Genomic DNA, 25,079 nt, shown 5'->3' with positions numbered 1-25,079 from the left:
TCAGTTCTTCCAGCCGACCTCATACAGCGAGCCGTTGACCTTATCCAGCGAGGCGCGCACGACCGGCGAGTGTTGGTAGATGTCGATGAACTTGGCCAGACGCGGGTCATCCTTGTGGTCCGGTTTGATGACGAACTGAATCACGTATTCCGGGTGGTCGAGGCCGTCGAACAGAATCGCCGAGCCGGCATCGAAGGTCTTCGACAAACGAATGTATGCCGGGTAGCCCTGCACCAGATCGGCATCGTCATAGGCGCGCACCAGCTGCACGGCTTCGACCTGGATCAGCTTGATCTTCTTCGGGTTGGCGGTGATGTCGTCTTCGGTGGCCTTGTAACCCACGCCCGGTTTCAGCGTGATCAAGCCGGCCTTGGCGAGCAGTTGCAGGCCGCGACCGCTGTTGATCGGGTCGTTGGCGATCGCCACGGTCGCGCCGCTCGGCAGCTCATCGAAGCTCTTGTACTTTTTCGAATACAGCCCGACGTTGTTGATGATGCCCGGCGCGTACGGCACCAGATCGAAGCCGGACGCGGCTTTTGCGTTTTCCAGAAACGGAATGTGCTGGAAGTAGTTCACGTCGATATCCCCGGCCGCGAGGCTGACGTTCGGTGCGATCCAGTCGGTGAACTCCACCAGATCAACCTTCAGACCCTGCTTGTCGGCTTCAGCGACGGCAGCTTCCAGCGGGATGGCAAAGGCTGCCGTGGTGCCGACCTTGAGCGGCTTGTCTGCGGCGTGAGCGGTCAGGGCGAGCGCGCTGAGGGCCAGAGCAATCAGGGTTTTTGTCATTTTCGGTAGTCCAGTAATCAAATGGTGGGGGAAGGCTGGAGGAGCGTGCTTGTGCCCGGCAAATTGCATCGCAGCCTCGCGTTGCTCGTCAGCGCCTACAAAGGACGTGCGATCTATTTGTTGTGTGTTCTGAAGCTCGCTCCCGCATGCCGCTCGGGCAATCGTGCACCGCCGTCGGGAAACAGTTTTTCGCGCAGCGTGCCGCTCTCGTAAGCAGTCTTGTACGAGCCACGGCGCTGCAGCTCGGGGATCACCAGATCAATAAAGTCCTCGTAGCTCTCTGGGGTGACGATTCGTGTCAGGTTGAAGCCATCGAGCCCGGTCTCGGCGATCCAGGATTCCAGCTCGTCCGCGACCTGCTCCCCAGAGCCGACCAGTGTGATATAGCGGCCACCCAAGGCATGCTGGTCGAGTAGTTTTTGCCGGGTCCAATCGTTGTTCTTGAGGATTTTGGTGGCCGATTGAATCGCGTTGCCCTTCACATGCTGGATCGGCTCGTCCAGTTCGTATTCGGCAAAATCGATCCCGGTCGACGCGGCGAAATGCGCAAGTCCGGCCTCGGCGCTGGCATAACCCTGATATTCGGCGAGCTTGGCCTGGGCCTGTGCTTCGGTTTTGCCGACGATCACGTTCAGCCCCATGAACACCTTGATGTCGTCAGGGTTACGCCCCGCGCTCTGAGCCACGGCGCGGACCTTGTCCACCTGCTCGCGGGTTGAGGCTTTGTTCTGCCCGCTGATGAACACGCACTCAGCGTTGGCTCCTGCAAACTGCAAACCGCGCTCGGAACTGCCCGCCTGAAACAACACCGGTGTGCGTTGCGGCGAGGGCTCACACAGGTGATACCCCTCAACCTGATAAAACTCTCCCTTGTGCCGGACCTTGTGCACTTTGTCCGGCTGGGCGTAGACGCGGGCCTGCCGGTCATCGATGACCGCACCATCTTCCCAGCTGCCCTCCCAGAGTTTGTAAAGCACCTCCAGATATTCATCGGCCTGGTCGTAACGGCGGTCGTGCCCATTCTGTTCGTTGAGGCCCATTGCCTTGGCTGCGCTGTCCAGATAGCCGGTGACGATGTTCCAGCCCACGCGTCCGCGGCTCAGGTGGTCCAGCGTCGACATGCGGCGTGCGAACAGATACGGCGCTTCGTACGTCAGATTGGCGGTCAGGCCAAAACCGAGGTTGCGGGTAACAGCCGCCATCGCCGATAACAGCAACAGTGGATCGTTGACCGGCAATTGAATCGACTCCTTGAGCGTCACATCCACCGAGTTCTGATACACGTCATAGACGCCCACGATGTCGGCGATGAACAGGCCGTCGAACAGGCCGCGCTCCAGCAACTGCGCCAGATCCGTCCAGTATTCGAGCGTCTTGTACTGGGTGGACGTGTCCCTCGGGTGGGTCCAGAAACCGTGATTGATATGGCCGATGCAGTTCATGTTGAAGGCGTTGAGAAGGATTTTTTTCTTGCTCATCAGATCGTCCCTCGACGCGGCGGATTGACGTTATTGAGGTAGAAATTGCCGATGGCGTGATACTTCCAGCGCACCGGGTCGTGCAGCGTGTGCACCCGTGCATTGCGCCAGTGGCGGTTCAGATTGTGTTCGGCGAGCGTTGCCTGCGACCCGGCCAGTTCGAACAGCGTGCTGCCTGCGGCGAGTGAGATTTCGGTGCTGATGGCGCGCGCTTCGGCGATGGCAATGGAGGCTGCGGCGACGTTTTCAGGGCTGCTGTCCGCCTGAGCGCGGTCCAGAAACTCCCCTGCGCGCTCAAGCAGCGCTTCTGCAGCGTGCAAGCGAATACCGAGCTTGCCGAAGCTGTGCAGGGTGAGCGGATCATCCACCGCCTTTTCGATACCGGAATCGATCCACGGCTGTGTGCGGGTGCGGACGAAATGCAGCGCGTCTTCAAAGGCGGCGCGGGCAATGCCGGTGTCGATAGCGGCATGAAGGATCTGCGCCAACGGACCGACAGTGGTCGGGCGCTCGAAGGCAGTTTGAAACGGGACCACATCTGCGGCGTTGACAGGTACGTTGTCGAACACCACCGAGCCGCTGCCCGTGGTGCGCTGGCCAAAACCGCTCCAGTCGTCGATCACTGTAAGGCCGGGCGTATTTGCCGGTACGAACGCCAACTGCTGAATGCCGTCTTCGTCGATCACCGACGTGGGAATTCGCTGTGCGTACAGCGCTCCGGTGGAATAAAACTTACGCCCGCTAATGCGAAATCCTTCGCCGTCTCGGGACAGGTGCGTCGTCCGCTCATGGGCGTTTTTGGTGCCCAGTTCTGCAAGCGCATTCCCGAAGCGCTGCCCTGCGAGAACTTCTGAGTACAGGCGTCGCTGCTGCTCCGAATTGCCATTCACGCGCAAGACTTCAAGGGCGTAGAAATGATTTTGCGGGATCTGCCCGAGTGAGCCGTCAGCTGCCGCAATGATGCGAATGACTTCGGCCAGCGTGACATTGGAAACACCCGCGCCGCCAAAGGCTTTTGGGACGCTGATGGCCCACAGACCGGACTGCGAAAACTGTTCGAGTTCGGCATGCGGCAAGCGGCGCTCGCGATCACGCGCGCTGCTGCCTTGTTTGAAGCGCAAGGCCAGGTCCCGCGCGATGTTCAGTGCTTGGGCGTCATCTTTGATGATCACGATGGTGGTTGCCGTCTGATGCTCAGGCAGCGAAACAGTAGCGCTCATAACAGTGATTCCAGTGGTCTGGTCAGATCCAGGAGTGGCGGGCAGGCAGGGCGCCGTTGAGGTGGTAGGCGCCCACGGCGTGGACCTTCCAGCGGACGGGGTCGTGCAGGGTGTGGACCCGTGCGTTGCGCCAGTGCCGGTCCAGGTTGAACTCGGCAAGCGTGGCGCGGCTGCCGGCCAGCTCGAACAACTTCTCGCTGGCTTGCAGGGCAACTTCGGTGGTCAGGACTTTGGCTTCAGCGACCGCGATAGACGCTCTGGCAGCGGATTGCTCAGTGATCGGGCTGGCTGCGATTTCGTCCAGCACCCGGCCAGCTTTTCGCAACAGCGCCTCGGCGGCGTGCAGTTCGAGCTTGAGTTTGCCGATGTCGGCAATGACATAGAGGTCGTCGCTGGCGCGTTCGATGTTGGCCTCGATCCACGGGCGCGAGCGCTCGCGCACAAAGGTGATGCTGTCATCGATGGCCTCACGCGCGATGCCTGCGTCAATGGCGGCCTGGATCAGTTGAGAAACGGCGCCCTGAATATTGGGCATCAGGACCAGTTTCCCGTGTTCAATCACACATTCGTCGCTGACGCTCACATCGGTCAGCAGCACAGTGCCGCTGGCCGTGGTGCGCTGGCCGAAGCCTGACCAGTCGTCAACGATGTGCAGCCCCGGCGTGCCGCGCTTGACGAACACCAGCACCTGATCGCCGTTATCGTTCAGCGCCTTGACCGCGACCCAGTGCGCAAACAGCGCGCCGGTTGAGTAAAACTTTTCACCGTTGAGTAGGAACCGGTCGCCGTCGGCTGTCAGGCGCGCCCGCAGATCAAGGGTGTTTTTGGTGCCGCGTTCCGGCCCGCCGTTCCCGATTCTTGCGCCCTGAAGCACGCTGCCGAACAGGGCTGTTTTCTGGGATTCGCTGGCGCTGCCGCTCAATGAATGGAGGATGCCGAAGTGGTTCTGCGGGATCTGTCCTACTGCGGGATCTGCCGCTGACAAAATCCTGAGCACCTCTGCTACGGTGGCGAAGGAGACCTGCGGCCCGCCATAAGCCTGGGGGACCGAGATGCCACCCAGACCGCTGCAGGTGAATTGCTCGATTTCTGACCAAGGCAATTGCCGCTCACGATCACGCTGCGCGGCATTTACGCGTACCGCTTTGGCAAGTTCGTGGGCGGCGGCGATGGCTTCTGCGTCGTTGCGCAGCAATGCTGCCGGCAACAGGGAAGGCGATACGTCCAGTGAGTGCTGGACGTGAGTGGCGCTCAGATCAGTCATGGTGGCGACCTCTGCAAGCGCGCAATTCCCTGGCGTTGTGCACGGGGGTAATTGTAGAAATGGCCATGCGAACCTCGTTGAGCCGCTGCTGCGGCGGTAAAGATGACGATGGTCCGGTGGTCCGGTGCATATACCCTAAGCGTGTATAAAAACTAAATAAACTTGAATTTTGGAATAAGCATAGAAGGGCAATAACGTGAGCTCGCCCTCGGCTGCCGCGCAGGTGAGTGCACACAGACTCAAACGTCGCGATGCTTGTCCATGGCCACGCTGATCGTCCGCGAAGGCGCCCACATCGAGTTGTTTCCTACCCGGTCAATGACGCAGTACGTCACATCCTGTGGCGCACCCGCACTCGCTTCTTTGATAAAGGCGCCGGGGAGGTGAAAGGTGATGGGCTGGCCAACGTCCTCCTGAGTCACGATCGGCAGATCAATACGTGTATCGCCCCAGCTCAGGGTAATTTCGTCGTAGGCGTCCATGTTTGGATACGCCTTAATCGATACATCAATGCCGTTGCTCATGTGCGTTTTGTTTAGCCCGTGGAGCAAGACTGTGTGAGGAAATGACAACGCTTGCAGTCCCTGATTTTCGTACAGGTCGGGGCCGATCAATTCGCCGCCGGGGGGTTCCAGTTTGACCCAAAGTTTGAACGGCGACGACTGAACAGCCTGGCTGCCGATCTTTTTAACGCTATAGTAAGTTTTAACTTTGCCTGTATTCAGAAAGCTTTGTGGAACATGCAGCACGCAGGTATGGCCAATATCAGATGCTGTCAGGAGTTTTGAAGCGACATAACAATCGCCCCAAAAAAGTTCCACGAGGTCGCCGATGTCCATATCCGGGTAAGGGTCGATATTGACAGCCAGGCTGGCCGCGGCGACGGAGCCAATCCCGTGCTTGTTGGCTTGAGGGAGGTAAGGGGCGAGCAATTTGAAGGGTGCGGGTTTGAATGCATTGTGGGTCATATCAGAATACTCATTTAATGGTGGTAACCATGTCTGCGTAGATCAAATGCGTGCGCAGCTTCGTGGGCTTAATCAACGGGGCACGTCTCTGGTGCGGATGAGTACACGCTCAGTACGAACTTATGGCAAACATTACAATTGGTCTCAAATCGCCACTTGAAAGTTGTGCGAGTGCCCTGCTCGTTACTCTCGAGGTAATTGTGTTGTTGGCTGAATGTCAATGGGGGAATAACGGTTATAGCCAAATGTTCATAAGAAAAAGATCTTTCCTACAAGTTGACTGAGTTCTTCAGCTTTTAGAGGTTAGGCGTTCCTACTTATTGATAAATGAGGTTGCGGGAGGAGGCGCTAAGAGAGGCTAAGCTGACGATATTCGGACATGAATGCCCACTATGAAAATTACTCGCTCAATACCGGCTGAATCAATTTGTAAAAGGCAGAGAATAAAAATAGATACGTCGGTGCTGCGCTGCTCGCATAACCGAACCACTCTTTAGATGGGATTAAAGTTGTGTAAATGTAAGGCTGTAAGAAACGGCGCTAATTAGCGCCGTTTTGGGAGTTGCATCTGTAGGATCAATTCCTGCTGCGTTCGAGAAACTGACGGGTGCGCTCTTCTTGCGGATTGGCAAACAAGGCTTTGGCCTCGCCCTGCTCAACGATCACACCCTTGTCGATGAATACCACCCGATTGGCGACGTCTCGCGCAAAACTCATCTCGTGCGTGACGATGACCATCGTGCGGTTTTCCTCGGCCAGCGCCCGAATCGCGGTGAGCACCTCGCCCACCAGTTCCGGGTCCAGAGCGGAGGTCGGCTCGTCGAACAGAATGACTTCCGGCTCCATCGCCAGCGCGCGTGCAATCGCCACGCGCTGCTGTTGCCCGCCAGACAAACGACGCGGGTAGGCGTCTTCCTTGCCTGCCAACCCGACTTTCGCCAACAAGCTGCGGCCCAGCGCCACGGCGGCGTCTTTGGCCATTTTCTTGACCACCAACGGGCCTTCGATGACGTTTTCCAGCGCTGTACGGTGGGGGAACAGGTTGAAGTTCTGGAACACGAAGCCTACGTGCTGGCGTAGCTGCCGAATCAGCCCTTGTTGCTGGCTCAGCGGACGGCTGCCATCAATCTTGATATCGCCTACCACGATGGTGCCGCTGGTAGGTTCTTCAAGAAAATTCAGGCACCGCAGCAACGTGGTTTTCCCGGAGCCGCTGGGCCCGATGATAGCCACCACTTCTCCTGCCTCAACACGCAGATCAATGCCCTTGAGCACCTGATTGCCTTTGAATTCCTTGGTCAGTTTTTCAACCACGATCATGCTTCAGGACTCCACGTCATGGCGATTGACCCTGGTTTCGAGCCGGTTCTGGAAATGCGACAGGATGGTCGACAGCACCCAGTACATCAGCGCAACGGTGAGGTACATCGAGAAGATTTCGAACGTGCGCGATGAAATCAGCTGCGCCTGACGGAACAGTTCGGGCACCTGGATCGTGGCGGCCTGCGCGGTATCCTTGACCAGCGAAATGAAGCTGTTGCCCAGCGGTGGCAATGCAGTACGCGCTGCTTGCGGCAGGATTGCCCGACGCATGATCTGCGCTCGGGTCATGCCGATGCTGGCGCCTGCTTCCCACTGACCACGGTCTACCGAGGAGATGGCTGAACGCAGAATTTCGCAGGCGTAGGCGCCCATGTTCAGCGATAAACCGATCAGCGCAGCGGGAATCGGGTCAAGCTCGATCCCCAACTGCGGCAGGCCGTAATAGATCATGAACAGCTGTACAAGCAGCGGCGTACCGCGAAAGAACGACACGTAAACCCGTGCAATACCGCGCAGAACGATTAGCCGCGACAGCCGCATCAACGCCAGGCCGAAGCCCAGCGACAGGCCGAAAACCATGCTGCCCAGGCTCAAGGGAATGGTGTACATCATCCCCTTGAGCAGGAACGGCAATGATTCCCAGAAGAGCTGGAGAAACGATTCAATCATTGGGTAACGTCAGCCTGGAAGTACTTCTGCGACAGCTTGGCAAGCGTGCCGTCTGCACGCATTTTGTCGATGGCTTTGTTGATCGCATCCAGCAGCTCGGGTTCGCCCTTGCGCAACGCGATACCGGACTCCTGACGCGAGAACGGTTTGCCAGAGACAGCCAATGTGTCTTTGGTCTTGGCAACCAGTTCCAGTGCGGCCAGGCGGTCCACCAGAATTGCATCGATACGGCCTACGCGCAGGTCCTGATATTTGGTCGGATCATCGTCGTAGGTTTTGACGATGGCGCCCGGTACGTTCTCTTTCAGCCATTGTTCGTAGTTGGTGCCCAGGCCCACGCCGATCTTGTGGTCCTTGAGGTCTGCTGCAGTCTTGAACTTGTCAGCGTCTTTTTTCTGCACCAGCGCCTGGATGCCGGAAATGGTGTAAGGCGTGGAGAAGTCATACTTCTTCTTGCGCTCGTCGGAAATGGTTACCTGGTTGATCACCACGTCCAGACGCTTGGATTCCAGAGCGGCCAGAATGCCGGCCCATGGCATTGCTTGCAGCTGCACTTTGAGGCCCAACTCCTTGGCGAGTGCTTCGGAGAACTCGACTTCGAAACCGCTCAGCTTGCCGTTGGTATCGACGAAGCTGAACGGTGGATACGTGCCTTCCAGACCCACTTTAAGGGTGCCGTTCTTTTTGATCGTATCAAGTTGATCGCCAGCCACTGCCTGGCTGACCAGACCGGTGCCCAGCACCAGGTTAAACGCCGACAGCAAAAAGGTGCGGCGGATTGCAGACATGTTCATGAGAGTCCCCTGTTTATTGGAATATCCGGCAAGAATCAGACGTGCACGAAAGCTACTGTGACGCTAAAAGTTTATCCAGCTTTTTCAGTGGCCTGCCGCACAAGCCAAGGCGCATGCTTGCGAGTGTCGGCATATCCGACCTCTCGTCTGCGCGCCAGATCCCGGCATGGGTTTAGCTCGGCCGTCACTGCCCGGAAAATACGTCCGGATAAGCAAAAAGCGCGGGGGCGCCACCGGTGTGCAGGAAAATGATCGGCCCGTCGTTGAAGCGCTGGCGGCCAATGCCGTCGAGCAAGCCGGCCATCGCCTTGCCGGTGTAAACCGGGTCCAGCAACAGACCCTCATGGCTGGCCACCAGCTTGATCGCCGATAGCGTTCCGGCATTCGGCTCGCCATACCGTGGCCCAAAATACTCGTCCCACAGTTGCACCTTGAACGCGGGCGGTAGCGGCACGCTGAGCAGCTGCGCCGTGCGTTCGGCAAGCCCTTGCACTTTGGGCGCCTGGGTTTCTTCAGGCCGGGAAACCGTCACGCCAATCACCGGCAACTGTGGCAGCACCTCAGCCAACGCCAATGCCAGGCCGCTGTGTGTGCCGGCACTGCCCGAGGCCAGCACCACTGCAGCAAACTCAAGCCCCGACTGACGAATCTGCTCGGCCAGCTCAAAGCCTGCTCGCACGTAGCCCAGCGCGCCCAACGCATTGGAGCCGCCAATCGGCACGAGATAGGGTTTTCTGCCACTGGATTGCAACCGCTCAGCCAGCGCTTGCAGTTGCTCGTCAGCGTTGTCGAGGTTCTCGACCAGCTCAACCCTGGCGTCGAACAAGTCCAGCAGCAGCCGGTTGCCGTTATTCAGGTAGTGAGGGTCTTGGGTGCCGATGGGGTTTTCCAGCAACGCCACGCAGCCCAGTCCCAGCCTGGCGGCCACGGCAGCTGTTTGTCGCACGTGATTGGACTGGATCGCGCCTGCCGTGATCAGCGTGTCAGCGCCTTGGGCCAGCGCGTCGGCGGCCAGATACTCAAGTTTGCGCAGCTTGTTGCCGCCCAGCGCGAGCGGTGTGATGTCATCGCGTTTGACGTAAAGATCGCGCCCTGCCCAGATCGACAGCCGTTCAAGCTTCTCCAGCGGCGTCGGTGCGCCCAGCAGTTCCAGGCGGTTAAAGCGTTCAAGCTGGTCTTTGATCATGAGGGAGGTTCTTTCTTCTGGTCAGTCGTGTGGCGTGTCGCAGGACTATAGGCAGACCATTCCTACACAGCAACCAAACCATTGCTGACGACCTATGCTCCAAAGGCTTACTAAAGCTGTTATTTTTTCGCGATAAACGTTTGCTGTGGAGTGGCCGGTACTTCAGCCACGCAAGGCAGATGCGCCGTCAAACTGAGGAGAGATCTGCGTGAGCACTATTCCCGAACCGTCTTCAGAGGCATGCGCCGAAGGCCTCACTGGTCACTGGCAGCTGCAACGGATCGTCGGTGAGCTGCGCGCTGCACGAGATGAATGGCGCACGCGCAACGGTCGCGTAAGCGGAGAAATGGGCGGCCGTGAACTGCCTTCGCGCGCGGCCATGCGTGACATTCTGGAAGCGCTGATTGGGGCGTTGTTTCCCATGCGACTGGGCCCTGTGGACCTGCGCGAGGAGAGCGAGGACTTCTACGTCGGGCACACGCTGGATGTTGCGCTCAATTCGCTTTTGGCGCAGGCGCGGCTGGAACTGCGCTACGTCGCCCGCCAGCGCGGCGAAGATGCCAGCTGCGCCGATGTGCACGCCGAGCGGCTGATTCAGGATTTTGCCAGTGCATTACCCGCGATCCGCAAAATTCTCGACAGCGACGTGCTGGCCGCCTATCACGGCGACCCTGCCGCGCGCAGTGTCGACGAAGTGCTGCTGTGCTATCCGGGAATTCTGGCGGTGATCCATCACCGGCTGGCCCATCATTTGTATCGTAACGGTCTGCCACTGCTGGCGAGAATCAGCTCGGAGCTGGCGCATTCGGCCACCGGGATCGACATTCACCCAGGCGCGCAGATCGGACCGAGCTTTTTCATCGATCACGGAACGGGTGTGGTGATTGGTGAGACCGCAGTCCTCGGCGAGCGCGTGCGTATCTATCAGGCAGTGACGCTGGGGGCGAAGCGGTTCCCGGCTGATGAGGATGGCCAGCTGCAGAAAGGCCACGCACGTCACCCGATTGTCGAAGACGACGTGGTGATCTATGCCGGTGCGACCATTTTGGGTCGAATCGTTATAGGCAAGGGCTCAACCATCGGCGGTAATGTCTGGCTGACCCGAGGTGTACCGGCTGGCAGCAACGTCAATCAGGCGAGCTTGCAGCACGACAATGGCAGCCAGGAGTGATGCGCCGGGTTGAAACCGGCCTCTCGCGAACGAATTCGCATCTGCAGAGAGTATCTGCGGGAGGCAAAGCTGCGTTCCGACCGACGGGAACGATCCCTCTAAACCGTGCGTCATACCTTCGCGTGAGCTAGCGTCCGAGGGCCTGAAATTGGTCCTTTGAGGCCTATCCGTGTTTAAATTGAACGGTCAGTCAATTTAAACCGGTGGTTCGCTGCCCGCTCACAACAGGAGGCTTACCCTTGCCGTATCCGCTCTTTTCTATCCGATTCCCCGCTATCAACGCGTGCCGCTCATGAGTGCCGTCAACGGTCACACCGGCTCGCCGGTACGCATGAACCCCCCCGTTTTCTACTTTGCCGCCAGCTTCATTCTGATCTTCGGAATGGTTGTCATCGGTTTTCCCGAGGCCTCGGGCAAGTGGCTCCTGGCAGCGCAAAACTGGGCAGCCAACACCGTCGGCTGGTACTACATGCTGGCGATGACGCTGTACCTGGTGTTCGTGGTGGTGACCGCCATTTCCGGCTACGGCAAGATAAAGCTCGGCGCCGACCACGATGAGCCTGAGTTCAGCTATCTGTCCTGGGCCGGCATGCTGTTCGCCGCCGGGATCAGCATCACGCTGTTCTTCTTCTGCGTCTCCGAGCCGCTCACACACATGCTGCAACCTCCGCAGGGCGAGGGCGGCACTTCTGAGTCTGCGCGTCAGGCGATGCAGCTGCTGTTCCTGCACTGGGGCCTGCATGGCTGGGGCGTGTTCGCGTTTGTGGGCATGGCGCTTGCCTACTTCGCCTATCGCCACAATCTGCCGCTGGCATTGCGCTCTGCGCTTTACCCGCTGATCGGCAAACGCATCAACGGACCTATCGGTTATGCAGTCGATGGTTTTGGCATCATCGCGACGATCTTCGGTCTGGGCGCCGACATGGGCTTTGGCGTGCTGCACCTCAATTCGGGTCTTGATTACCTGTTTGGCGTGCCGCATACGCAGTGGATTCAGGTCGGCCTCATCACCTTGATGATGGGCGCGGCAATCCTGGTCGCCATCGCCGGTGTCGATAAAGGCGTGCGCGTCATGTCCGACATCAACATGCTGCTGGCCTGTGCCTTGCTGCTGTTCGTGTTGTTCGCCGGGCCCACGCAGCATTTGCTGAACACCCTGGTGCAGAACATCGGGGATTACCTCGGCGCGCTGCCGGTCAAGAGCTTCGATGTCTACGCGTACAACGGCCAGAGCGACTGGCTTGGCGGCTGGACAGTCTTTTACTGGGCGTGGTGGATCGCATGGTCGCCGTTCGTTGGGCTATTTATCGCGCGTATCTCGCGCGGCCGGACCATTCGTGAATTCGTCTGTGGCGTACTGTTGATTCCTCTGGGCTTCACGCTGGCCTGGATGTCGATTTTCGGCAACAGCGCCATCGATCAGGTGATCAATCACGGCATGACGGCGTTGGGCCAGGCGGCTATCGACGACCCGTCCATGGCGCTCTATCTGATGCTGGAAAACTACCCGTGGAGCAAAACGGTGATTGCCGTCACGGTGTTCATCAGCTTCGTATTCTTCGTGACCTCGGCCGACTCCGGCACGGTAGTGCTGTCCACGCTTTCGGCAAAAGGCGGCAGCCCGGACGAAGACGGGCCGAAATGGCTGCGCGTGTTCTGGGGCGTGATGACGGCGCTGATCACCAGCGGGCTATTGTTCTCGGGCAGCATTGACGCGCTCAAATCAGCGGTGGTGCTCACCTCGCTGCCGTTCTCGTTGATCTTGCTGCTGATGATGTGGGGGTTGCACAAGGCGTTTCACATGGAGTCGCAGCGTAAGATCGCGCAGTTGTACTCGCTCGCTCCGGTGTCCGGCGCACGGCGTGGCGGTTGGCGACAGCGCCTGACTCAGGCCGTGGCATTTCCTTCGCGCGACGAGGTGTATCGCTTTCTTGATCAGACGGTTCGTCCGGCCATTGAAGACGTCACCGGAGTGTTCGCCGAGAAGGGCCTCAACGTTGTGACTCAGCCGGATCCGGAAAACCATACGGTTGGACTGGAAATCGGTCACGGCGAAGAGCGGCCTTTCATCTATCAGGTCACGATGCGCGGGTTCTTCACGCCGTCGTTTGCGCGAGGCGGCATGGGCTCCAAGCAGTTGAACAATCGACGCTACTACCGCGCTGAAGTGCACTTGAGTGAGGGCAGTCAGGACTACGACCTGGTGGGTTACACCAAAGAGCAGGTGATCAACGACATTCTCGATCAGTACGAGCGTCACCTGCAGTTCCTGCATCTGGTGCGTTAAAAGCGCTCTGAAGACGACCCACGGCGCTTGCTGCCGTGGGTTTTCGCGTTACCCTCCGGCTTGCTTCTTTAAAAGACAATTCCGACAACAAGAGAGGATTCGATGACTTACATTGCTGCTGAAAACCGTTATGACGTTGTCCCTTATCGCCGCGTCGGCCGCAGCGGTCTGGTCTTGCCAGCGCTGTCGCTGGGGCTGTGGCACAACTTTGGTGACAGCACGCCAATCGAGACGCAACGCGCCATGTTGCGCACAGCGTTCGATCACGGCATCAACCACTTCGACCTCGCCAACAACTATGGCCCTCCTTACGGCAGTGCCGAGATCAACTTCGGTCGCCTGCTCAAGGAAGACTTTCAGCAGTACCGTGACGAGCTGATCATTTCGACCAAAGCCGGCTGGGACATGTGGCCTGGGCCTTACGGCCAGGGTGGTGGTTCACGCAAGTACGTACTGGCCAGTCTTGATCAAAGCCTGCAGCGCATGGGCCTCGATTATGTCGATATCTTCTACTCCCACCGCTTCGACCCGGACACCCCGCTTGAAGAAACGGCCAGCGCGCTTGCTACCGCCGTGCAGCAGGGCAAGGCGTTGTACATCGGTATCTCTTCATATTCCGGCAGTAAAACCCGGGAAATGGCCGCGTTGTTGAAAGAATGGAAAGTGCCGCTGCTGATCCACCAGCCTGCTTACAACATGCTCAACCGCTGGATCGAAAAAGACCTGCTGGACGTGACGGATGAGCTGGGCGCTGGCGTTATTGCCTTTACCGCGCTGGCTCAAGGGTTGTTGTCGGACAAATACCTGAACGGCATTCCTCAGGATGCGCGGGTCAATCGTCCGGGTGGCGGTTCGTTGCAAGCGTCGCACTTGTCCGAGCAGAACATTGCGCACGTGCGGGCGTTGAACGAGATCGCCAAGCGTCGCGGTCAGAGCCTGGCGCAAATGGCCTTGGCGTGGACCCTTCGCGATCCACGCGTGACGACGTCTTTGATCGGTGCAAGTCGCCCGGAACAGATCATCGAAAACGTCGGCGCACTGAAAAACCTCGAATTCAGTGCAGCAGAGCTGGCTGAAATCGATGGGTTTGCAGTGGAAGGTGGAATCAATCTGTGGGAAAAGCCGTCTTCGGCTGAATAGGTTCTTCCTGCGGAATTTGTTCCGGGTAACACACCGTGCAGAGCATTGGGCGCCACGCGATGGTAAAAAATCGTGTGGACGGCTCAGGGGCCCCAAGGGTAGGAGGGTTATTTAGCGGGGCCCAGTCGATAGGGAAAAAGCGCTGGTTCATGGCAGGCTCCTGCTACCTAACGAAATTGTCGGGTCTGCCGAGCACGTTGGCGGCAAATCTCGAACCCTGGGAATGTTGTCCGGTCGCCTGGTCCTGATTGAGAAGTCGGGATCCGGCGGTGCCGCTTGGTGGTATTCAGGGAATCGGTCCTGAAAATCGATCGCCGCCTGCACGATCAGCACTTCATCAAAGCGACGTCCCCAGAACGCAGCGGTTATAGGCATCGGGCTTGTCACATCGGTATTGCCGTACCCAATGGGGAAGGTCACCACCGGCCAGGCGAGTCCGTTGGGTGCCTCGACAAAGCTGCGGCGCACGGGGATACGGTCGTAATGCTCCGCGAAACGTGGGTCAACGTGTCCGCCGACGGGCAACATCATCATGAAATCGATGTCCTCCTTATCAAGCGCCTGCGTATAGAGTTGTTGCTGCTGGCGCCTGCGACTTTCCGCTTCTACACGCACGCCAGCCGGAATCAGGCTGGCCGTGTCATGACTCCATTGCGGACTGATTCTCTTAAGCAAAAAATCCCGATGCTCCGTATTGGTCAGCGACTCGGCAAACTCCTGAACCGCCAGCCACTGCCTTGTTTCCAGCTGTGCAGGCCAGGTCGTCCCCAACGCTGCGTTGACCATCAGCAGATTCTCACCGTCTTCGCCTTTAAGGCTGTAGAAAGGGATGCCTGACAAGTAGGGTGCGTTTTGCTCAAGAGACAGATCCAGTCCGGGGAAATCGACAACGTGTGCTCCGAGGGCCGTTAACTGGCTTTTGAAGCGCAGGAATGCTGCTCGGTGGTCTGCGCCATAAGATTCCAGAGGAGACCTGATCGGCGTGGTCATCCAGTCTGTCTGGGGGATGCCGATCTTCAATCCCAGCAGCGGAGTTTTGCCAGGGCGTGCCGCAATGGGAAGCGCGGGCAGCGGAATAGGGGCCGATAGCGTCTGCGGGTCATTTTCCCTGTCCAGTCCGCCGACGATAGCGAGAATCAACGATGCGTCTCGCATTGACCGTGCCATTGGCCCTAGCGTGTCCCAACCGGCGCGCAATGGCATAACGCCCGCCGCCGATACGAACCCTGGCGAGGGCTTGATCGCACTTACGCCATTGACGGCAGCGGGAATAATGATTGAGCCAGACGTTTCTTCCCCCAGTGTTGCAGCTACCAGGCGAGCGATGGGGGCAACGGCCGATCCCTGACTTGAGCCTCCAGGAACCCGATCAGGATCCCATGCATTCCCGGCAAACTGGCCGATGACGTCGCCGGAAAGCTCTGAGCAAATGGTATGTCCGACCAGCACCGCACCCTGGGCCCTCAGACGGGCCACGGAGGTTGCGTCATTGATTGCGAAGTTGGTGCTAAATGCCTGAGTGCCGTTTTTGCTCTCACGGCCTTTGATCCCAATCGTATCCTTCACCCCCAAGGGGATGCCGCACAGCGGTGGGGCTGGGCCTCTTGGATCTGTTTGGCTGGCGAGCCAGATGTCCGCCAGTGCCGCTTGCTCCAAGGCCTCGTTCGCATCGATACGGATGAAGGCGTTATAACCGCCATTCTCATCGTAGGTTTCGAAACTGCCGTTTAGCGTGCTGATTCGATTGATATACGCGACAGTGATTTGTACCGAAGTCAGCTCGCCGGTACGGAAAAGTACGGCCATTTCGACGATTTCATAATCGACAATTCGGGCGCGCAGTTTGAGGGTGTCGCGGCGTGGCAAGGTTGCCAGAAGGCGGGCGTTGAGTTCGTCGTCCAGCAGATAGTTGCGATTGCTAGTGCTCATTATTGTCAGCTCCTTTGACAGTTCGAGGTCGGTCAAAGGAGCTAATCAGCATAAGCGTGCTGCGTAAACTGTCATAAATTACAGGTCAATCAGCCCTCATCTCCCTCGTCGTCATCCCCTCCGTCGATCTTCATGCCTAGCTCCTTGATCTTGCGAGTCAAGGTATTGCGGCCCCAGCCCAGCAACACGGCGGCATCGCGACGGCGGCCAGCGGTGTGCTTGAGGGCGGTTTCGATCATGATGCGTTCGAAGGTCGGCACTGCGCTGTCGAGCAGGCTGGACTGGCCGCGAGCAAGCGCCTGATCGGCCCATTGACGCAGCGCCTGTTCCCAGTTGGTGACCGGCGCTGAATCTTGCGGCAGGCTCAGCAGTTCAGGCGGCAGATCGCTGACGTGGACCTCACGACCCGACGCCATGACCGTGATCCAGCGACAGGTGTTTTCCAGCTGACGCACGTTGCCAGGCCACGGGAGGTGCTTGAGGTATTCCTCGGTTTCAGCCTTCAGCAGCTTGGGCTCGACCGCCAGTTCCTGCGCCGCGCGGGCCAGGAAGTGCCTGGCGAGTGTCGGAATGTCTTCACGGCGATCGGACATGCGCGGAATGTGAATCCGGATAACGTTCAGGCGGTGAAACAAGTCCTCACGGAACTTGCCAGCCTGCACCAGTGTTTCCAGGTTCTGGTGAGTGGCGGCGATGATTCGTACATCGACCTTGACGGGCGTGTGGCCGCCGACGCGGTAGAACTCGCCGTCTGCCAGAACGCGCAGCAAGCGCGTCTGAGTGTCAGCCGGCATATCGCCAATTTCGTCGAGAAACAACGTACCGCCATCCGCTTGCTCGAAACGGCCGCGGCGCAGGTTTGCTGCACCGGTGAATGCGCCTTTTTCGTGGCCGAACAGCTCGGACTCCATCAGGTCTTTCGGAATCGCCGCCATGTTCAGTGCGATGAAGGGCGATGCCGAGCGCGGGCTGTGGCGATGCAAGGCATGGGCAACCAACTCTTTACCGGTACCCGATTCGCCGTTGATCAGCACAGTGATGTTGGAGTGGCTCAAGCGCCCAATGGCGCGAAACACTTCCTGCATTGCCGGCGCTTCACCGATGATTTCAGGGGTGCGCGTCAGCGTGGGCGCAACCTCCAGACCTTGCTGCTCCTGTGCGTGCTGATTGGCGCGCTTGACCAGTGACACGGCCTCATCGACGTCGAACGGCTTGGGCAGGTACTCAAACGCGCCGCCCTGATACGAGGCCACGGCACTGTCGAGGTCCGAATGGGCGGTCATGATGATGACCGGCAGGCGAGGGTGCGACTCGCGAATCCGTGCCAACAGGTCCAGACCGCTAGCGCCCGGCATACGGATGTCGGAAATGATCACGTCCGGTTGCTGACGCGCCAGTCGGCTCATTACGCCATCGGCACTGTCGAAGCTCTGCGTGGTCATGCCTTCTTGTTGCAAGGCTTTTTCAAGTACCCAGCGGATGGAACGGTCGTCATCGACGATCCAGACAGTTTCACTACGGCTCATGTCGAAGCTGCTCCTTGTTCCAGTGGCAAGAAGATCGAGAAAGTGGTGTGGCCAGGATGGCTCTCACACTCGATCAGCCCCTGGTGCTGACTGATAATGTTCTGGGTGATGGCAAGCCCCAGCCCCGTGCCATCCGGGCGGCCGCTGACCATCGGGTAAAAAATGGTTTCCTGAAGCTCGGCGGGAATGCCGGGCCCGTTGTCGATGATTTCGATCTTGCTGACCAGCCGATGGCGAACATGGCCAATGGTGAACTGACGCATTGCGCGGGTGCGCAGGCTGATGCGGCCAAGGCGCAGTTCGTTCTGTCCGCTGATGGCCTGCATTGCGTTACGCACAATATTGAGCACCGCCTGAATCATCTGTTCGCGGTCGATCAACACGTCCGGAATGCTTGGGTCGTAATCGCGCACCAAGGTGATGCAACCCTGACTCTCTGCTTCTACCAGGCTGCAAACCCGTTCGAGCACTTCGTGCACGTTGGTCATGGCAAGCGAGGGCAGCTTGTTGGAGCCGAGCATGCGATCTACCAGATTACGCAGGCGGTCGGCTTCCTCGATGATGACGTTGGTGTAGTCCTTGAGGCTCTCTTCGGGCAGCTCACGGGCGAGCAACTGCGCTGCACCGCGAATGCCTCCGAGTGGATTCTTGATCTCGTGAGCAAGGCCTCGCACCAGCATCTTGGTGGTTTCCTGCTTCGACAGCTGGGCTTCTTCCTTGGTGATGCGCAACAGGCGATCACGTGGATGAACCTCAAGCAAGAGCATGGTTTCGCCTTGGGACAGGATCGGAGTTACCGCGTAATCGACGGTCAGCGTCTGACCGGTCAATGCGGTGAGCATCGCTTCGCGCTTGGTGAACGGGTGGGCTTGCTCGACAGCCTGACGCAGCGAGCTGAGCGCTTCGGCGGACTCGGTGAAAAGTTCGCTGATGAATTGCCCGTGGCTGCGCTGTCCACTGATCGCCAGCAGCATTTCGGCTGCGGGGTTCATGTACTCAAGGCGCAAGTCCGAGTTGAGCAGAATGGTGGCAGTGGTCAGGTTGTCGAGTAACAACCGGTGCAGCGTATCGCTGATAGTCATGAATTCCGTTGACCTCATTTGGCACATTGCACTTGGGGCGGGCCCGAGGTAGCAGGCGCTGGGTGGTCTTCGCCAGCGCTGAAATGCCGCTGATAGATTGCTTACGCCTTACTTATTCGTAAGAAAATGCAAAAACCAAACCAAGGCTCCGAAAAGAAGCGTGAATAGAGTTGATTCGAGCTTTTTTTGGACAGTGCATGTCTGCGCACCTTAAAACTGCGCGTCGTGTGAACCAAAATGGGCTGTGCGTGTGCTGAGCTGTTCAGGTAGTGCGCCACGATGGTGCGCACCATCTTAGGCTGAGCGCTTCAGAAGAATGGGAAAATGCTGCTTTTTTCTTCGGGCTTATCTTTTAGCGGGCATTCCGGACGCACGCCGTAGTCTTCTTTTTCGCACGGTTTCGCCTGTCTCTTCTGGGCAAGCGAGGTGCGGAACATGTTGAAGGGCTGGTTTGGGGTGCGCTCTGCCACTCGATCATGTGAATCGACGATCTCGATCGAGAGTTGATGGGTGCCACGATCGATGTTCGTCAGCGGGAAAACCGGGCTGCGGCCTATTACGCCATAGGGTTTGCCGTCCAGCAGCAGGCGATAGCGGTGGCCCGCGTGCAAGGCGGGATCGTTGGTCACCGTGACCGTCATGTTGCCTTGCATGTCCCGAATCGCAGCATCAGGCTCCGGCGCCAGGATGCGCAGCAGTTGATAGGTGAGCAGCGGGGCTTCGCTGGATATTTTGGGAGGAGCTTTTTTTGCTGGCACAGCCATGTTGTTGCTGGGCGCGATCTCGACCTTCTTGGCGTTGCGCCTGGGCTGGTCGGTGAAAACGCGATTGCCCTCGGCGTCGATGTACGTATAAACGTCGGCCGTAGCCGCGCCCGCCGCGAACATCAACAGGCACAGGAGCGCGATACGCGCGATCAAGGACTCAGGGCTGGCCAACATGAACTCGCTGCACCGTGAAGGTGACGGTCTGGCTTTGCTTGATGGATTGTTGGTTTTGCAGTACCTGAACGGCCAGGCTGTGTTCCCCCCGGTCAAGCTCTGTCAGTTGCAGGCGCGGGACGTTTGCAGGTTGCCCGTACGGCACACCGTCCAGAAGCAGTTGCAGCAAATGGCCGGGCTGCAGGCGCGGTTCAATCCTCACTCCCACAGTGAAGGTGCCGTTGTTGGCGCGCAGTGCTTCGGCGTCTGGCAGGTCGGTCAATTGTAGCGTCTGGTAAGCGACTGTATTTTGCTTTGGCAGCCCTGGAGGTCGTTGCGCGGGCGGTGGTGGCGCAGGAGCGACCGTGTCGACCCTGTTCAAGGGCGGCAATTCTACCTTTTGGGCTTTGGTGCCATCAGGCGGTTGATTGCTGTACGCCGTGTTGCCGTTGGCGTCGGTGTATTTGTAGATCTGCGCGGCAGCGGGCAGTGCGAACACCAGCAACAGAAGGGCGAGACATTGACGCATGAACACTCCAGTGCAGCGATCAGGACAACCAACAATGGTGCCGCGCTCAATGCATGGCGCGGCACAGGGTCAGCATAGAGGAATACTGATCGACGGTGTCAGTTGAGAAGCGCATCTGCGCGCCTGCTCACTGGCTTGCCGTGGTCCGACAGAGGTCGCCTGCCGCCCGTTGCAGGGCGGTCACGATGACCGGATCACTTGCCTGTCGCTGGATTTCCGACTGCACCCACCCTGGGCATTTGGCATCGTTGCGGTAAGGCTGAAACGCCGAGTAACTTTGCATCAACACCGGCAGCAGCGTATCCAGCCGACCGCGGATGCCATCGGTCAGGTTGACGTCTGGCTTCTCAGGGGAGTGACCGGTGTCGCGCCATTGTTCGAGGCGCGCGTATTGCACCATCTTGTTGGCTTCCATCTGGGCCGCCATGAAATAGCGTACGTCGTCGTCGGCCAGCTTGAATTCGCCTGCCCGTGATTCGGCGTTCTGGATCACCTGGCGCTCGCGCTCACTGTCCTGCACCGGCTTGCCGCTGTGCCATTTGCTACGCGCCACGTCATTGGCGATTTCCAGCCTTTGCTCCATGGCCGCGATAAGCGGCTGAAGTTGCACAGGAGGCTGCTGAGCAGGCGCCGCGTGAAGGCCGGTCGATAACAGGCCGCAGGCTAATGCCGCGAGTTGGAGCTGTTTAAGCATTGTCATGTCCTCACGTATGACCGAGCGATCACTGTTTAACACTTTGGCTGGTAGATAGTGGCATTCCCGGGGTCCCCGCGTAAAAAAACGACGAGCTCCACTGCGGTGTCCACCGTCAGGCCGCGATGCTGCCTGTTGACCATTTCAGGCAGCACATCACCTGGCTTGAGCAGAATCGACTCGCCGCCTTCGCGGGTTTCCATCGTGAGATTGCCGGACACGACATACGCCGCATTGGGCATTGGGCATCGGGTGCTCGTGCCATTTGGGGGCGGTGTTGGCGGGAATCTTGATGTTGAGAACGGTCAGCTCAGGCTTGCCGACAGGGTAGGCGTCATAGGCTGTTCCATCCCACGAGTTCGAGCTTTTAAGCAGAACAGTGGACTGGACCGTTGAGACCGACGCAGAGCTGGACGGTTTAGCGGTGGCGCATCCGCCAAAGGCGATCATCGCCAGCAGCAGGCAAGCGGGGGCGATGTTGAACATGAACGAAATCCTTGTGCTTGTTGAAGAGCAGAAACACCAAGGTTGCCGGAAGCGTCGTTCCCATCTGCGGTGCATATTTATAGCTTTAGAACGGCCGAACAATGGGCGCCCAGTAATAGAAAAGACCTCCCGCAAGACGTCTATTCAATCACATACAGAATCGGATTCGTCCTATAGGTCAGTTAGTCGCTATCCACTAACTTGGCGTCCATTTGCCTGCTTTGATGCTAACTGCATCTGACAGAAAAGCCCTCGTTCCGTATCAGCTTAATCTGACGTGGTTGGTCGGATAGCAGGACACGTTAACTGTTCATTAAGGATGACAATCAACCGGACTTGGCTGCATTCCGGTTTGCGATGCACACCGGTGACGGGAGATCTGCTGAGGCGAGCTGGCGCTCTCAGGCCAGCGCCTCCAGGTTGGAAGGACGTATAGCCCACCAAAGGATAGAAATAAAAATGAAAGGGCATTTTCTTGTACGGGGTGACAGAACTTCGTGCGGCGGAGAAATTCTGGCGGGTTCACCTAGCTTTACGTTCAACGGACACGAGCGCATTTGCGAAGATGACCCCGTGAGCTGCGGCAAGGACGGCAACATCTACAAAGTTACTGGCGGTCTTGATCACTTTATCTATCACGGACGGCGAGTGGCCGGCACGCTCGACAGTTTCAGTGGGTGTCCATGCAAGTCCAGACTGCTGCACTCGATAGATAGCGCCACCTATGAAAGCGCTACGCACCCGTTGCTTTCATCGAGAGATGCTACCGCTCGTAAGTCGCAAGTGCTTTTCAGGTCATCATCCTCGGCGTCGACGACGTCGCTGTTTGCAACCCAGCAACCCAGCAACCTCCGGCCTTGCCGATCGCACCGGTGCTCGTGACGGCAACCTGTCCTCATCCTGATCACATGAATGAACTTGCCGGTTACATTGCCGATGAGATGAATCGCAATATTCACCATCCTTCGGTTTTGAAGATGAGGGAGTTGAACGGTTATGACGCGGTAGAAGAGACCAAAAAATACTTTGAACAGCCGTTTTATCTGACGATGGGGCATGTGCCTAACTTCAATGCCATTGAGTTAGCGAAAAAAGCTGAGGCGTTTGCGTTGTGGACTGAGCGGGTGGGGCAGAATCGGCCTTGGGATCATAAGCCGAAGTTGCTGAAAAGATATAACGGTATCGCTTGGCATAAGCACGGGAGATATAACTATTTCCATGATATTTGGTCGAATATTCATTATGGATATATTGGTGTTGCAGCAGGGTTTTCTGAAAGCATTCTGCTAGATGGAGCAGGCCTCGAACAGATTGGCTCTGATTTGGTAAGAAAAGTTGCAGAGTGGGAAAATCGCCCGGGGCCTCATAGGTCCGCTAATGTTGAGGGACTGAGAGCGTGGGATGATGTGGCTGATAGGCAGTCAATCATGATTGGAATCAAGTTGTACGAAGTATATAAAGAAAGTTTTGTTGACTCGATACTGATCATGAATGAGGTGCTGTCGATAGATCCAGTAGATTGGGGTAGCGATGGGGCACGACTGCACGAGTGTTTTAGGAAATAATAATGAAACATGTAAAGTGGTGGTTCCTGTTTCTTATTCTTCCCCCTGTATTTTTCTGGTACATCGCCACGCCACGAGTGAGATTGCACTATCCAGAAAATGCTAACGGAAGGCTTCATGTTCTTATAATTACGCCATATGAAAAATACAGCGGCGACATATTTCCAGGCGAAACCATTGGTGGCATTGGTCGGATTTTTCCAGATGAAAATTACTTTATGCAAATCGATTGGAATGTGCCTGGAGGCTATAGGTGTATCAATGTGAAGCCGAAGTGGCCAATCGTTAACATCTATCTGGGCGCTGACAGGGATATTGATAGAAGTCTAGGGCGGGGGACCGATAATGACCGGTTGTTTCATTGCGCTACCTACGACTGAGAACTAGAGGACTCTGGGAGTTTCTATAGAGCGAGAAATCGCTCCATCCGCAATCATCTAGCACAAAAAAGGCCTCCCGAAGGAGGCCTCTTGTTCACGCGGCTTTCGCAGACGCGACTGGATTAGCAGCTGTAGTACAGCTCGTATTCCAGTGGGTGTACGAAGGTACGTACTTTGATTTCTTCTTCGCTTTTCAGAGCGATGTAAGCATCGATGAAGTCGTCGCTGAAAACGCCGCCTTTGGTCAGGAACGCACGACCTTTGTCCAGTTCTTCCAGGGCTTCTTTCAGGCTGCCGCACACTTGTGGGATCTCTGCAGCCTCTTCAGGTGGCAGGTCATACAGGTTTTTGTCAGCTGCGTCGCCAGGGTGGATCTTGTTCTGGATGCCGTCCAGGCCAGCCATCAACAGTGCAGCGAACGCCAGGTATGGGTTGGCAGCCGGGTCCGGGAAGCGCGCTTCGATACGACGGCCTTTAGGGCTGTTGACGTAAGGAATACGGATCGAGGCGGAGCGGTTACGTGCCGAGTAGGCCAGCATCACTGGAGCTTCGAAGCCTGGAACCAGACGCTTGTACGAGTTGGTCGCCGGGTTGGTGAAACCGTTGAGGGCCTTACCGTGCTTGATGATGCCGCCGATGAAGTAGAGGGCGGTGTCCGACAGACCGGCATAACCTTCGCCAGCGAAGGTGTTCTTGCCATCTTTGGAGATGGACATATGAACGTGCATGCCCGAACCGTTATCGCCGTACAGAGGCTTCGGCATGAAGGTCGCGGTGCGGCCGTAAGCGTCAGCAACGTTGTGTACGACATACTTGAGCGTCTGAACTTCGTCAGCCTTCTTGACCAGCGTGTTGAATTTCACGCCGATTTCGTTCTGGCCAGCGGTTGCCACTTCGTGGTGGTGAACTTCGACGATCTGGCCCATTTCTTCAAGGGCGTTGCACATTGCGGTGCGGATTTCGTGGTCGTGGTCGAACGGAGGAACCGGGAAGTAACCGCCTTTGATACCTGGACGGTGGCCCTTGTTACCGCCTTCGATGTCGGCGTCGGACATCCAGGAGCCTTGTTCGGAGTAGATTTTGAACATGGAGCCGGAAATGTCGGATTTGAATTTAACTTCGTCGAAGATGAAGAATTCTGGTTCCGGGCCGGCGAATACAGTGTCACCGATACCGGTCGACTTCAGGTATTCCTCAGCGCGGTGGGCGATGGCGCGTGGGTCGCGATCGTAACCTTGCATGGTCGAAGGTTCGATGATGTCGCACACCAGAATCAGCGTTGGCTCTTCGGTGAACGGATCCAGGACGGCAGTTTCGTCGTCTGGCAGCAGAATCATGTCGGAGGCTTCGATGCCTTTCCAGCCAGAGATGGAGGAACCGTCGAACATTTTGCCGACTTCAAAGAAGTCGTCTTCCAGCGCATCGCGAGCTGGCATGGTCACGTGGTGCTGAGTGCCTTTGGTGTCCGTGAAGCGCAGATCAATCCACTTAACGTCATGATCTTTGATGAGTTGAACCGACTTCGACATGTTGTCCTCCGGGGTGGATTAGGGCTTGGTAGTTGTGTGCCCTTCAATTTGGGTGACGCCGGGCGCGATAGTCGGCCAAGGCAACCTGCCTCACAAGGGAGCAATTTGCATGCCAGTGCCCTATGTTGGGTTTTCCGCCTCAACACCGAG

Annotated in this window: 22 protein-coding genes and 1 pseudogene; 6 read left to right on the top strand and 17 right to left on the bottom strand. The window is 57.6% G+C overall.

The window, feature by feature from the left end; all coding sequences use genetic code 11:
* The 9 genes from OYW20_RS24920 to OYW20_RS24880 form a co-directional block, all read right to left on the bottom strand.
* Window positions 1-789 (bottom strand): MetQ/NlpA family ABC transporter substrate-binding protein, encoded by a 789-nt coding sequence (locus OYW20_RS24920; protein WP_268798516.1) that lies wholly within the window; start codon window positions 787-789, stop codon window positions 1-3.
* Window positions 790-902: 113 nt separating this feature from the next.
* Window positions 903-2,267, bottom strand: coding sequence for an LLM class flavin-dependent oxidoreductase (locus OYW20_RS24915; RefSeq protein ID WP_268798515.1), 1,365 nt, complete (start codon window positions 2,265-2,267; stop codon window positions 903-905).
* Window positions 2,267-3,487: an SfnB family sulfur acquisition oxidoreductase gene (locus OYW20_RS24910; protein WP_268798514.1), complete on the bottom strand. Its 1,221-nt coding sequence runs from the start codon at window positions 3,485-3,487 to the stop codon at window positions 2,267-2,269. The genes OYW20_RS24915 and OYW20_RS24910 overlap by 1 nt, the downstream gene beginning before the upstream one ends.
* A 22-nt stretch (window positions 3,488-3,509) precedes the next feature.
* Window positions 3,510-4,751, bottom strand: a complete 1,242-nt coding sequence (locus OYW20_RS24905) for an SfnB family sulfur acquisition oxidoreductase (protein WP_268798513.1) — start codon at window positions 4,749-4,751, stop codon at window positions 3,510-3,512.
* A gap of 239 nt (window positions 4,752-4,990) precedes the next feature.
* Window positions 4,991-5,719, bottom strand: a complete 729-nt coding sequence (locus tag OYW20_RS24900) for a hypothetical protein (RefSeq protein ID WP_268798512.1) — start codon at window positions 5,717-5,719, stop codon at window positions 4,991-4,993.
* A 576-nt stretch (window positions 5,720-6,295) separates the two neighbouring features.
* On the bottom strand, window positions 6,296-7,039 hold the full coding sequence (tcyN, locus tag OYW20_RS24895; protein ID WP_268798511.1) for an L-cystine ABC transporter ATP-binding protein TcyN: 744 nt from the start codon (window positions 7,037-7,039) through the stop codon (window positions 6,296-6,298).
* Window positions 7,040-7,042: 3 nt separating this feature from the next.
* Window positions 7,043-7,711, bottom strand: coding sequence for a cystine ABC transporter permease (gene tcyL / locus OYW20_RS24890; protein WP_408005442.1), 669 nt, complete (start codon window positions 7,709-7,711; stop codon window positions 7,043-7,045).
* Window positions 7,708-8,505: a cystine ABC transporter substrate-binding protein gene (tcyJ, locus tag OYW20_RS24885; RefSeq protein WP_268798510.1), complete on the bottom strand. Its 798-nt coding sequence runs from the start codon at window positions 8,503-8,505 to the stop codon at window positions 7,708-7,710. Before tcyJ ends, tcyL begins: the two co-directional genes overlap by 4 nt.
* Window positions 8,506-8,689: 184 nt before the next feature.
* The gene (locus OYW20_RS24880) at window positions 8,690-9,691 is read right to left on the bottom strand and encodes a D-cysteine desulfhydrase (protein ID WP_268798509.1); all 1,002 of its coding nucleotides are present in this window, start codon (window positions 9,689-9,691) and stop codon (window positions 8,690-8,692) included.
* A gap of 217 nt (window positions 9,692-9,908) precedes the next feature.
* On the opposite strand from OYW20_RS24880, the gene epsC reads away from it, so the two are divergent.
* The 3 genes from epsC to mgrA all read left to right on the top strand — a co-directional run bounded on the left by epsC (window position 9,909) and on the right by mgrA (window position 14,289).
* Window positions 9,909-10,862, top strand: a complete 954-nt coding sequence (gene epsC, locus OYW20_RS24875) for a serine O-acetyltransferase EpsC (protein ID WP_268801230.1) — start codon at window positions 9,909-9,911, stop codon at window positions 10,860-10,862.
* Between the two features lie 331 nt (window positions 10,863-11,193).
* Window positions 11,194-13,149, top strand: coding sequence for a choline transporter BetT (gene betT, locus OYW20_RS24870; RefSeq protein WP_268801229.1), 1,956 nt, complete (start codon window positions 11,194-11,196; stop codon window positions 13,147-13,149).
* Between the two features lie 102 nt (window positions 13,150-13,251).
* Window positions 13,252-14,289 (top strand): L-glyceraldehyde 3-phosphate reductase, encoded by a 1,038-nt coding sequence (gene mgrA / locus OYW20_RS24865; RefSeq protein ID WP_268798508.1) that lies wholly within the window; start codon window positions 13,252-13,254, stop codon window positions 14,287-14,289.
* A gap of 147 nt (window positions 14,290-14,436) precedes the next feature.
* On the opposite strand, the gene OYW20_RS24860 is transcribed toward mgrA, so the two are convergent.
* From OYW20_RS24860 to OYW20_RS24830, 7 genes and pseudogenes are all read right to left on the bottom strand, one after another.
* Window positions 14,437-16,254 (bottom strand): amidase, encoded by a 1,818-nt coding sequence (locus OYW20_RS24860; protein WP_268798507.1) that lies wholly within the window; start codon window positions 16,252-16,254, stop codon window positions 14,437-14,439.
* A 53-nt stretch (window positions 16,255-16,307) separates the two neighbouring features.
* Window positions 16,308-17,744, bottom strand: coding sequence for a nitrogen regulation protein NR(I) (gene ntrC, locus OYW20_RS24855; protein WP_268798506.1), 1,437 nt, complete (start codon window positions 17,742-17,744; stop codon window positions 16,308-16,310).
* Window positions 17,741-18,826, bottom strand: coding sequence for a nitrogen regulation protein NR(II) (gene glnL / locus OYW20_RS24850; protein ID WP_268798505.1), 1,086 nt, complete (start codon window positions 18,824-18,826; stop codon window positions 17,741-17,743). Before glnL ends, ntrC begins: the two co-directional genes overlap by 4 nt.
* Before the next feature lie 308 nt (window positions 18,827-19,134).
* Window positions 19,135-19,767, bottom strand: coding sequence for a DUF4124 domain-containing protein (locus tag OYW20_RS24845; RefSeq protein ID WP_408005441.1), 633 nt, complete (start codon window positions 19,765-19,767; stop codon window positions 19,135-19,137).
* Window positions 19,751-20,275, bottom strand: coding sequence for a DUF4124 domain-containing protein (locus OYW20_RS24840; RefSeq protein WP_268798504.1), 525 nt, complete (start codon window positions 20,273-20,275; stop codon window positions 19,751-19,753). The genes OYW20_RS24845 and OYW20_RS24840 overlap by 17 nt, the downstream gene beginning before the upstream one ends.
* Before the next feature lie 127 nt (window positions 20,276-20,402).
* Window positions 20,403-20,969: a chorismate mutase gene (locus OYW20_RS24835; RefSeq protein ID WP_268798503.1), complete on the bottom strand. Its 567-nt coding sequence runs from the start codon at window positions 20,967-20,969 to the stop codon at window positions 20,403-20,405.
* A 28-nt stretch (window positions 20,970-20,997) separates the two neighbouring features.
* A pseudogene (locus OYW20_RS24830) lies at window positions 20,998-21,455 on the bottom strand (cupin domain-containing protein).
* A gap of 357 nt (window positions 21,456-21,812) precedes the next feature.
* Here OYW20_RS24830 and OYW20_RS26410 point away from each other — a divergent pair.
* The 3 genes from OYW20_RS26410 to OYW20_RS24820 are packed head-to-tail and all read left to right on the top strand — an operon-like array spanning window position 21,813 to window position 23,400.
* Window positions 21,813-22,337, top strand: a complete 525-nt coding sequence (locus OYW20_RS26410; RefSeq protein WP_408005440.1) for a PAAR domain-containing protein — start codon at window positions 21,813-21,815, stop codon at window positions 22,335-22,337.
* On the top strand, window positions 22,313-23,020 hold the full coding sequence (locus OYW20_RS24825) for a polymorphic toxin type 44 domain-containing protein (protein WP_268798501.1): 708 nt from the start codon (window positions 22,313-22,315) through the stop codon (window positions 23,018-23,020). The genes OYW20_RS26410 and OYW20_RS24825 overlap by 25 nt, the downstream gene beginning before the upstream one ends.
* A 2-nt stretch (window positions 23,021-23,022) precedes the next feature.
* Entirely contained in the window at window positions 23,023-23,400 is a 378-nt protein-coding gene (locus tag OYW20_RS24820; RefSeq protein ID WP_268798500.1) for a hypothetical protein, read from the top strand.
* Window positions 23,401-23,522: 122 nt separating this feature from the next.
* Here the strand turns inward: OYW20_RS24820 and glnA are convergent, their stop codons facing one another.
* Window positions 23,523-24,929 carry a glutamate--ammonia ligase gene (gene glnA / locus OYW20_RS24815; RefSeq protein WP_268798499.1) on the bottom strand — a complete coding sequence of 469 codons (1,407 nt, stop codon included), beginning with the start codon at window positions 24,927-24,929 and terminating at the stop codon, window positions 23,523-23,525.
* Between the last annotated feature and the right edge of the window lie 150 nt (window positions 24,930-25,079).

It is taken from the genome of Pseudomonas sp. BSw22131 (assembly GCF_026810445.1).
GTDB classification, from domain to species: Bacteria; Pseudomonadota; Gammaproteobacteria; order Pseudomonadales; family Pseudomonadaceae; genus Aquipseudomonas; species Aquipseudomonas huanghezhanensis.
Note: the sequence above shows the minus strand (reverse complement) of the source record. Positions and strands in the feature narration are given on the sequence as shown.

What these genes read in the sequence shown, in the direction of transcription:
- OYW20_RS24920 (WP_268798516.1), bottom strand. Translation starts at nt 789, where the DNA reads ATGACAAAAACCCTGATTGCTCTGGCCCTCAGCGCGCTCGCCCTGACC.
- OYW20_RS24915 (WP_268798515.1), bottom strand. Translation starts at nt 2,267, where the DNA reads ATGAGCAAGAAAAAAATCCTTCTCAACGCCTTCAACATGAACTGCATC.
- OYW20_RS24910 (WP_268798514.1), bottom strand. Translation starts at nt 3,487, where the DNA reads ATGAGCGCTACTGTTTCGCTGCCTGAGCATCAGACGGCAACCACCATC.
- OYW20_RS24905 (WP_268798513.1), bottom strand. Translation starts at nt 4,751, where the DNA reads ATGACTGATCTGAGCGCCACTCACGTCCAGCACTCACTGGACGTATCG.
- OYW20_RS24900 (WP_268798512.1), bottom strand. Translation starts at nt 5,719, where the DNA reads ATGACCCACAATGCATTCAAACCCGCACCCTTCAAATTGCTCGCCCCT.
- tcyN (WP_268798511.1), bottom strand. Translation starts at nt 7,039, where the DNA reads ATGATCGTGGTTGAAAAACTGACCAAGGAATTCAAAGGCAATCAGGTG.
- tcyL (WP_408005442.1), bottom strand. Translation starts at nt 7,711, where the DNA reads ATGATTGAATCGTTTCTCCAGCTCTTCTGGGAATCATTGCCGTTCCTG.
- tcyJ (WP_268798510.1), bottom strand. Translation starts at nt 8,505, where the DNA reads ATGAACATGTCTGCAATCCGCCGCACCTTTTTGCTGTCGGCGTTTAAC.
- OYW20_RS24880 (WP_268798509.1), bottom strand. Translation starts at nt 9,691, where the DNA reads ATGATCAAAGACCAGCTTGAACGCTTTAACCGCCTGGAACTGCTGGGC.
- betT (WP_268801229.1), top strand. Translation starts at nt 11,194, where the DNA reads ATGAACCCCCCCGTTTTCTACTTTGCCGCCAGCTTCATTCTGATCTTC.
- mgrA (WP_268798508.1), top strand. Translation starts at nt 13,252, where the DNA reads ATGACTTACATTGCTGCTGAAAACCGTTATGACGTTGTCCCTTATCGC.
- ntrC (WP_268798506.1), bottom strand. Translation starts at nt 17,744, where the DNA reads ATGAGCCGTAGTGAAACTGTCTGGATCGTCGATGACGACCGTTCCATC.
- glnL (WP_268798505.1), bottom strand. Translation starts at nt 18,826, where the DNA reads ATGACTATCAGCGATACGCTGCACCGGTTGTTACTCGACAACCTGACC.
- OYW20_RS24845 (WP_408005441.1), bottom strand. Translation starts at nt 19,767, where the DNA reads ATGTTGGCCAGCCCTGAGTCCTTGATCGCGCGTATCGCGCTCCTGTGC.
- OYW20_RS24840 (WP_268798504.1), bottom strand. Translation starts at nt 20,275, where the DNA reads ATGCGTCAATGTCTCGCCCTTCTGTTGCTGGTGTTCGCACTGCCCGCT.
- OYW20_RS24835 (WP_268798503.1), bottom strand. Translation starts at nt 20,969, where the DNA reads ATGCTTAAACAGCTCCAACTCGCGGCATTAGCCTGCGGCCTGTTATCG.
- OYW20_RS26410 (WP_408005440.1), top strand. Translation starts at nt 21,813, where the DNA reads ATGCACACCGGTGACGGGAGATCTGCTGAGGCGAGCTGGCGCTCTCAG.
- OYW20_RS24820 (WP_268798500.1), top strand. Translation starts at nt 23,023, where the DNA reads ATGAAACATGTAAAGTGGTGGTTCCTGTTTCTTATTCTTCCCCCTGTA.
- glnA (WP_268798499.1), bottom strand. Translation starts at nt 24,929, where the DNA reads ATGTCGAAGTCGGTTCAACTCATCAAAGATCATGACGTTAAGTGGATT.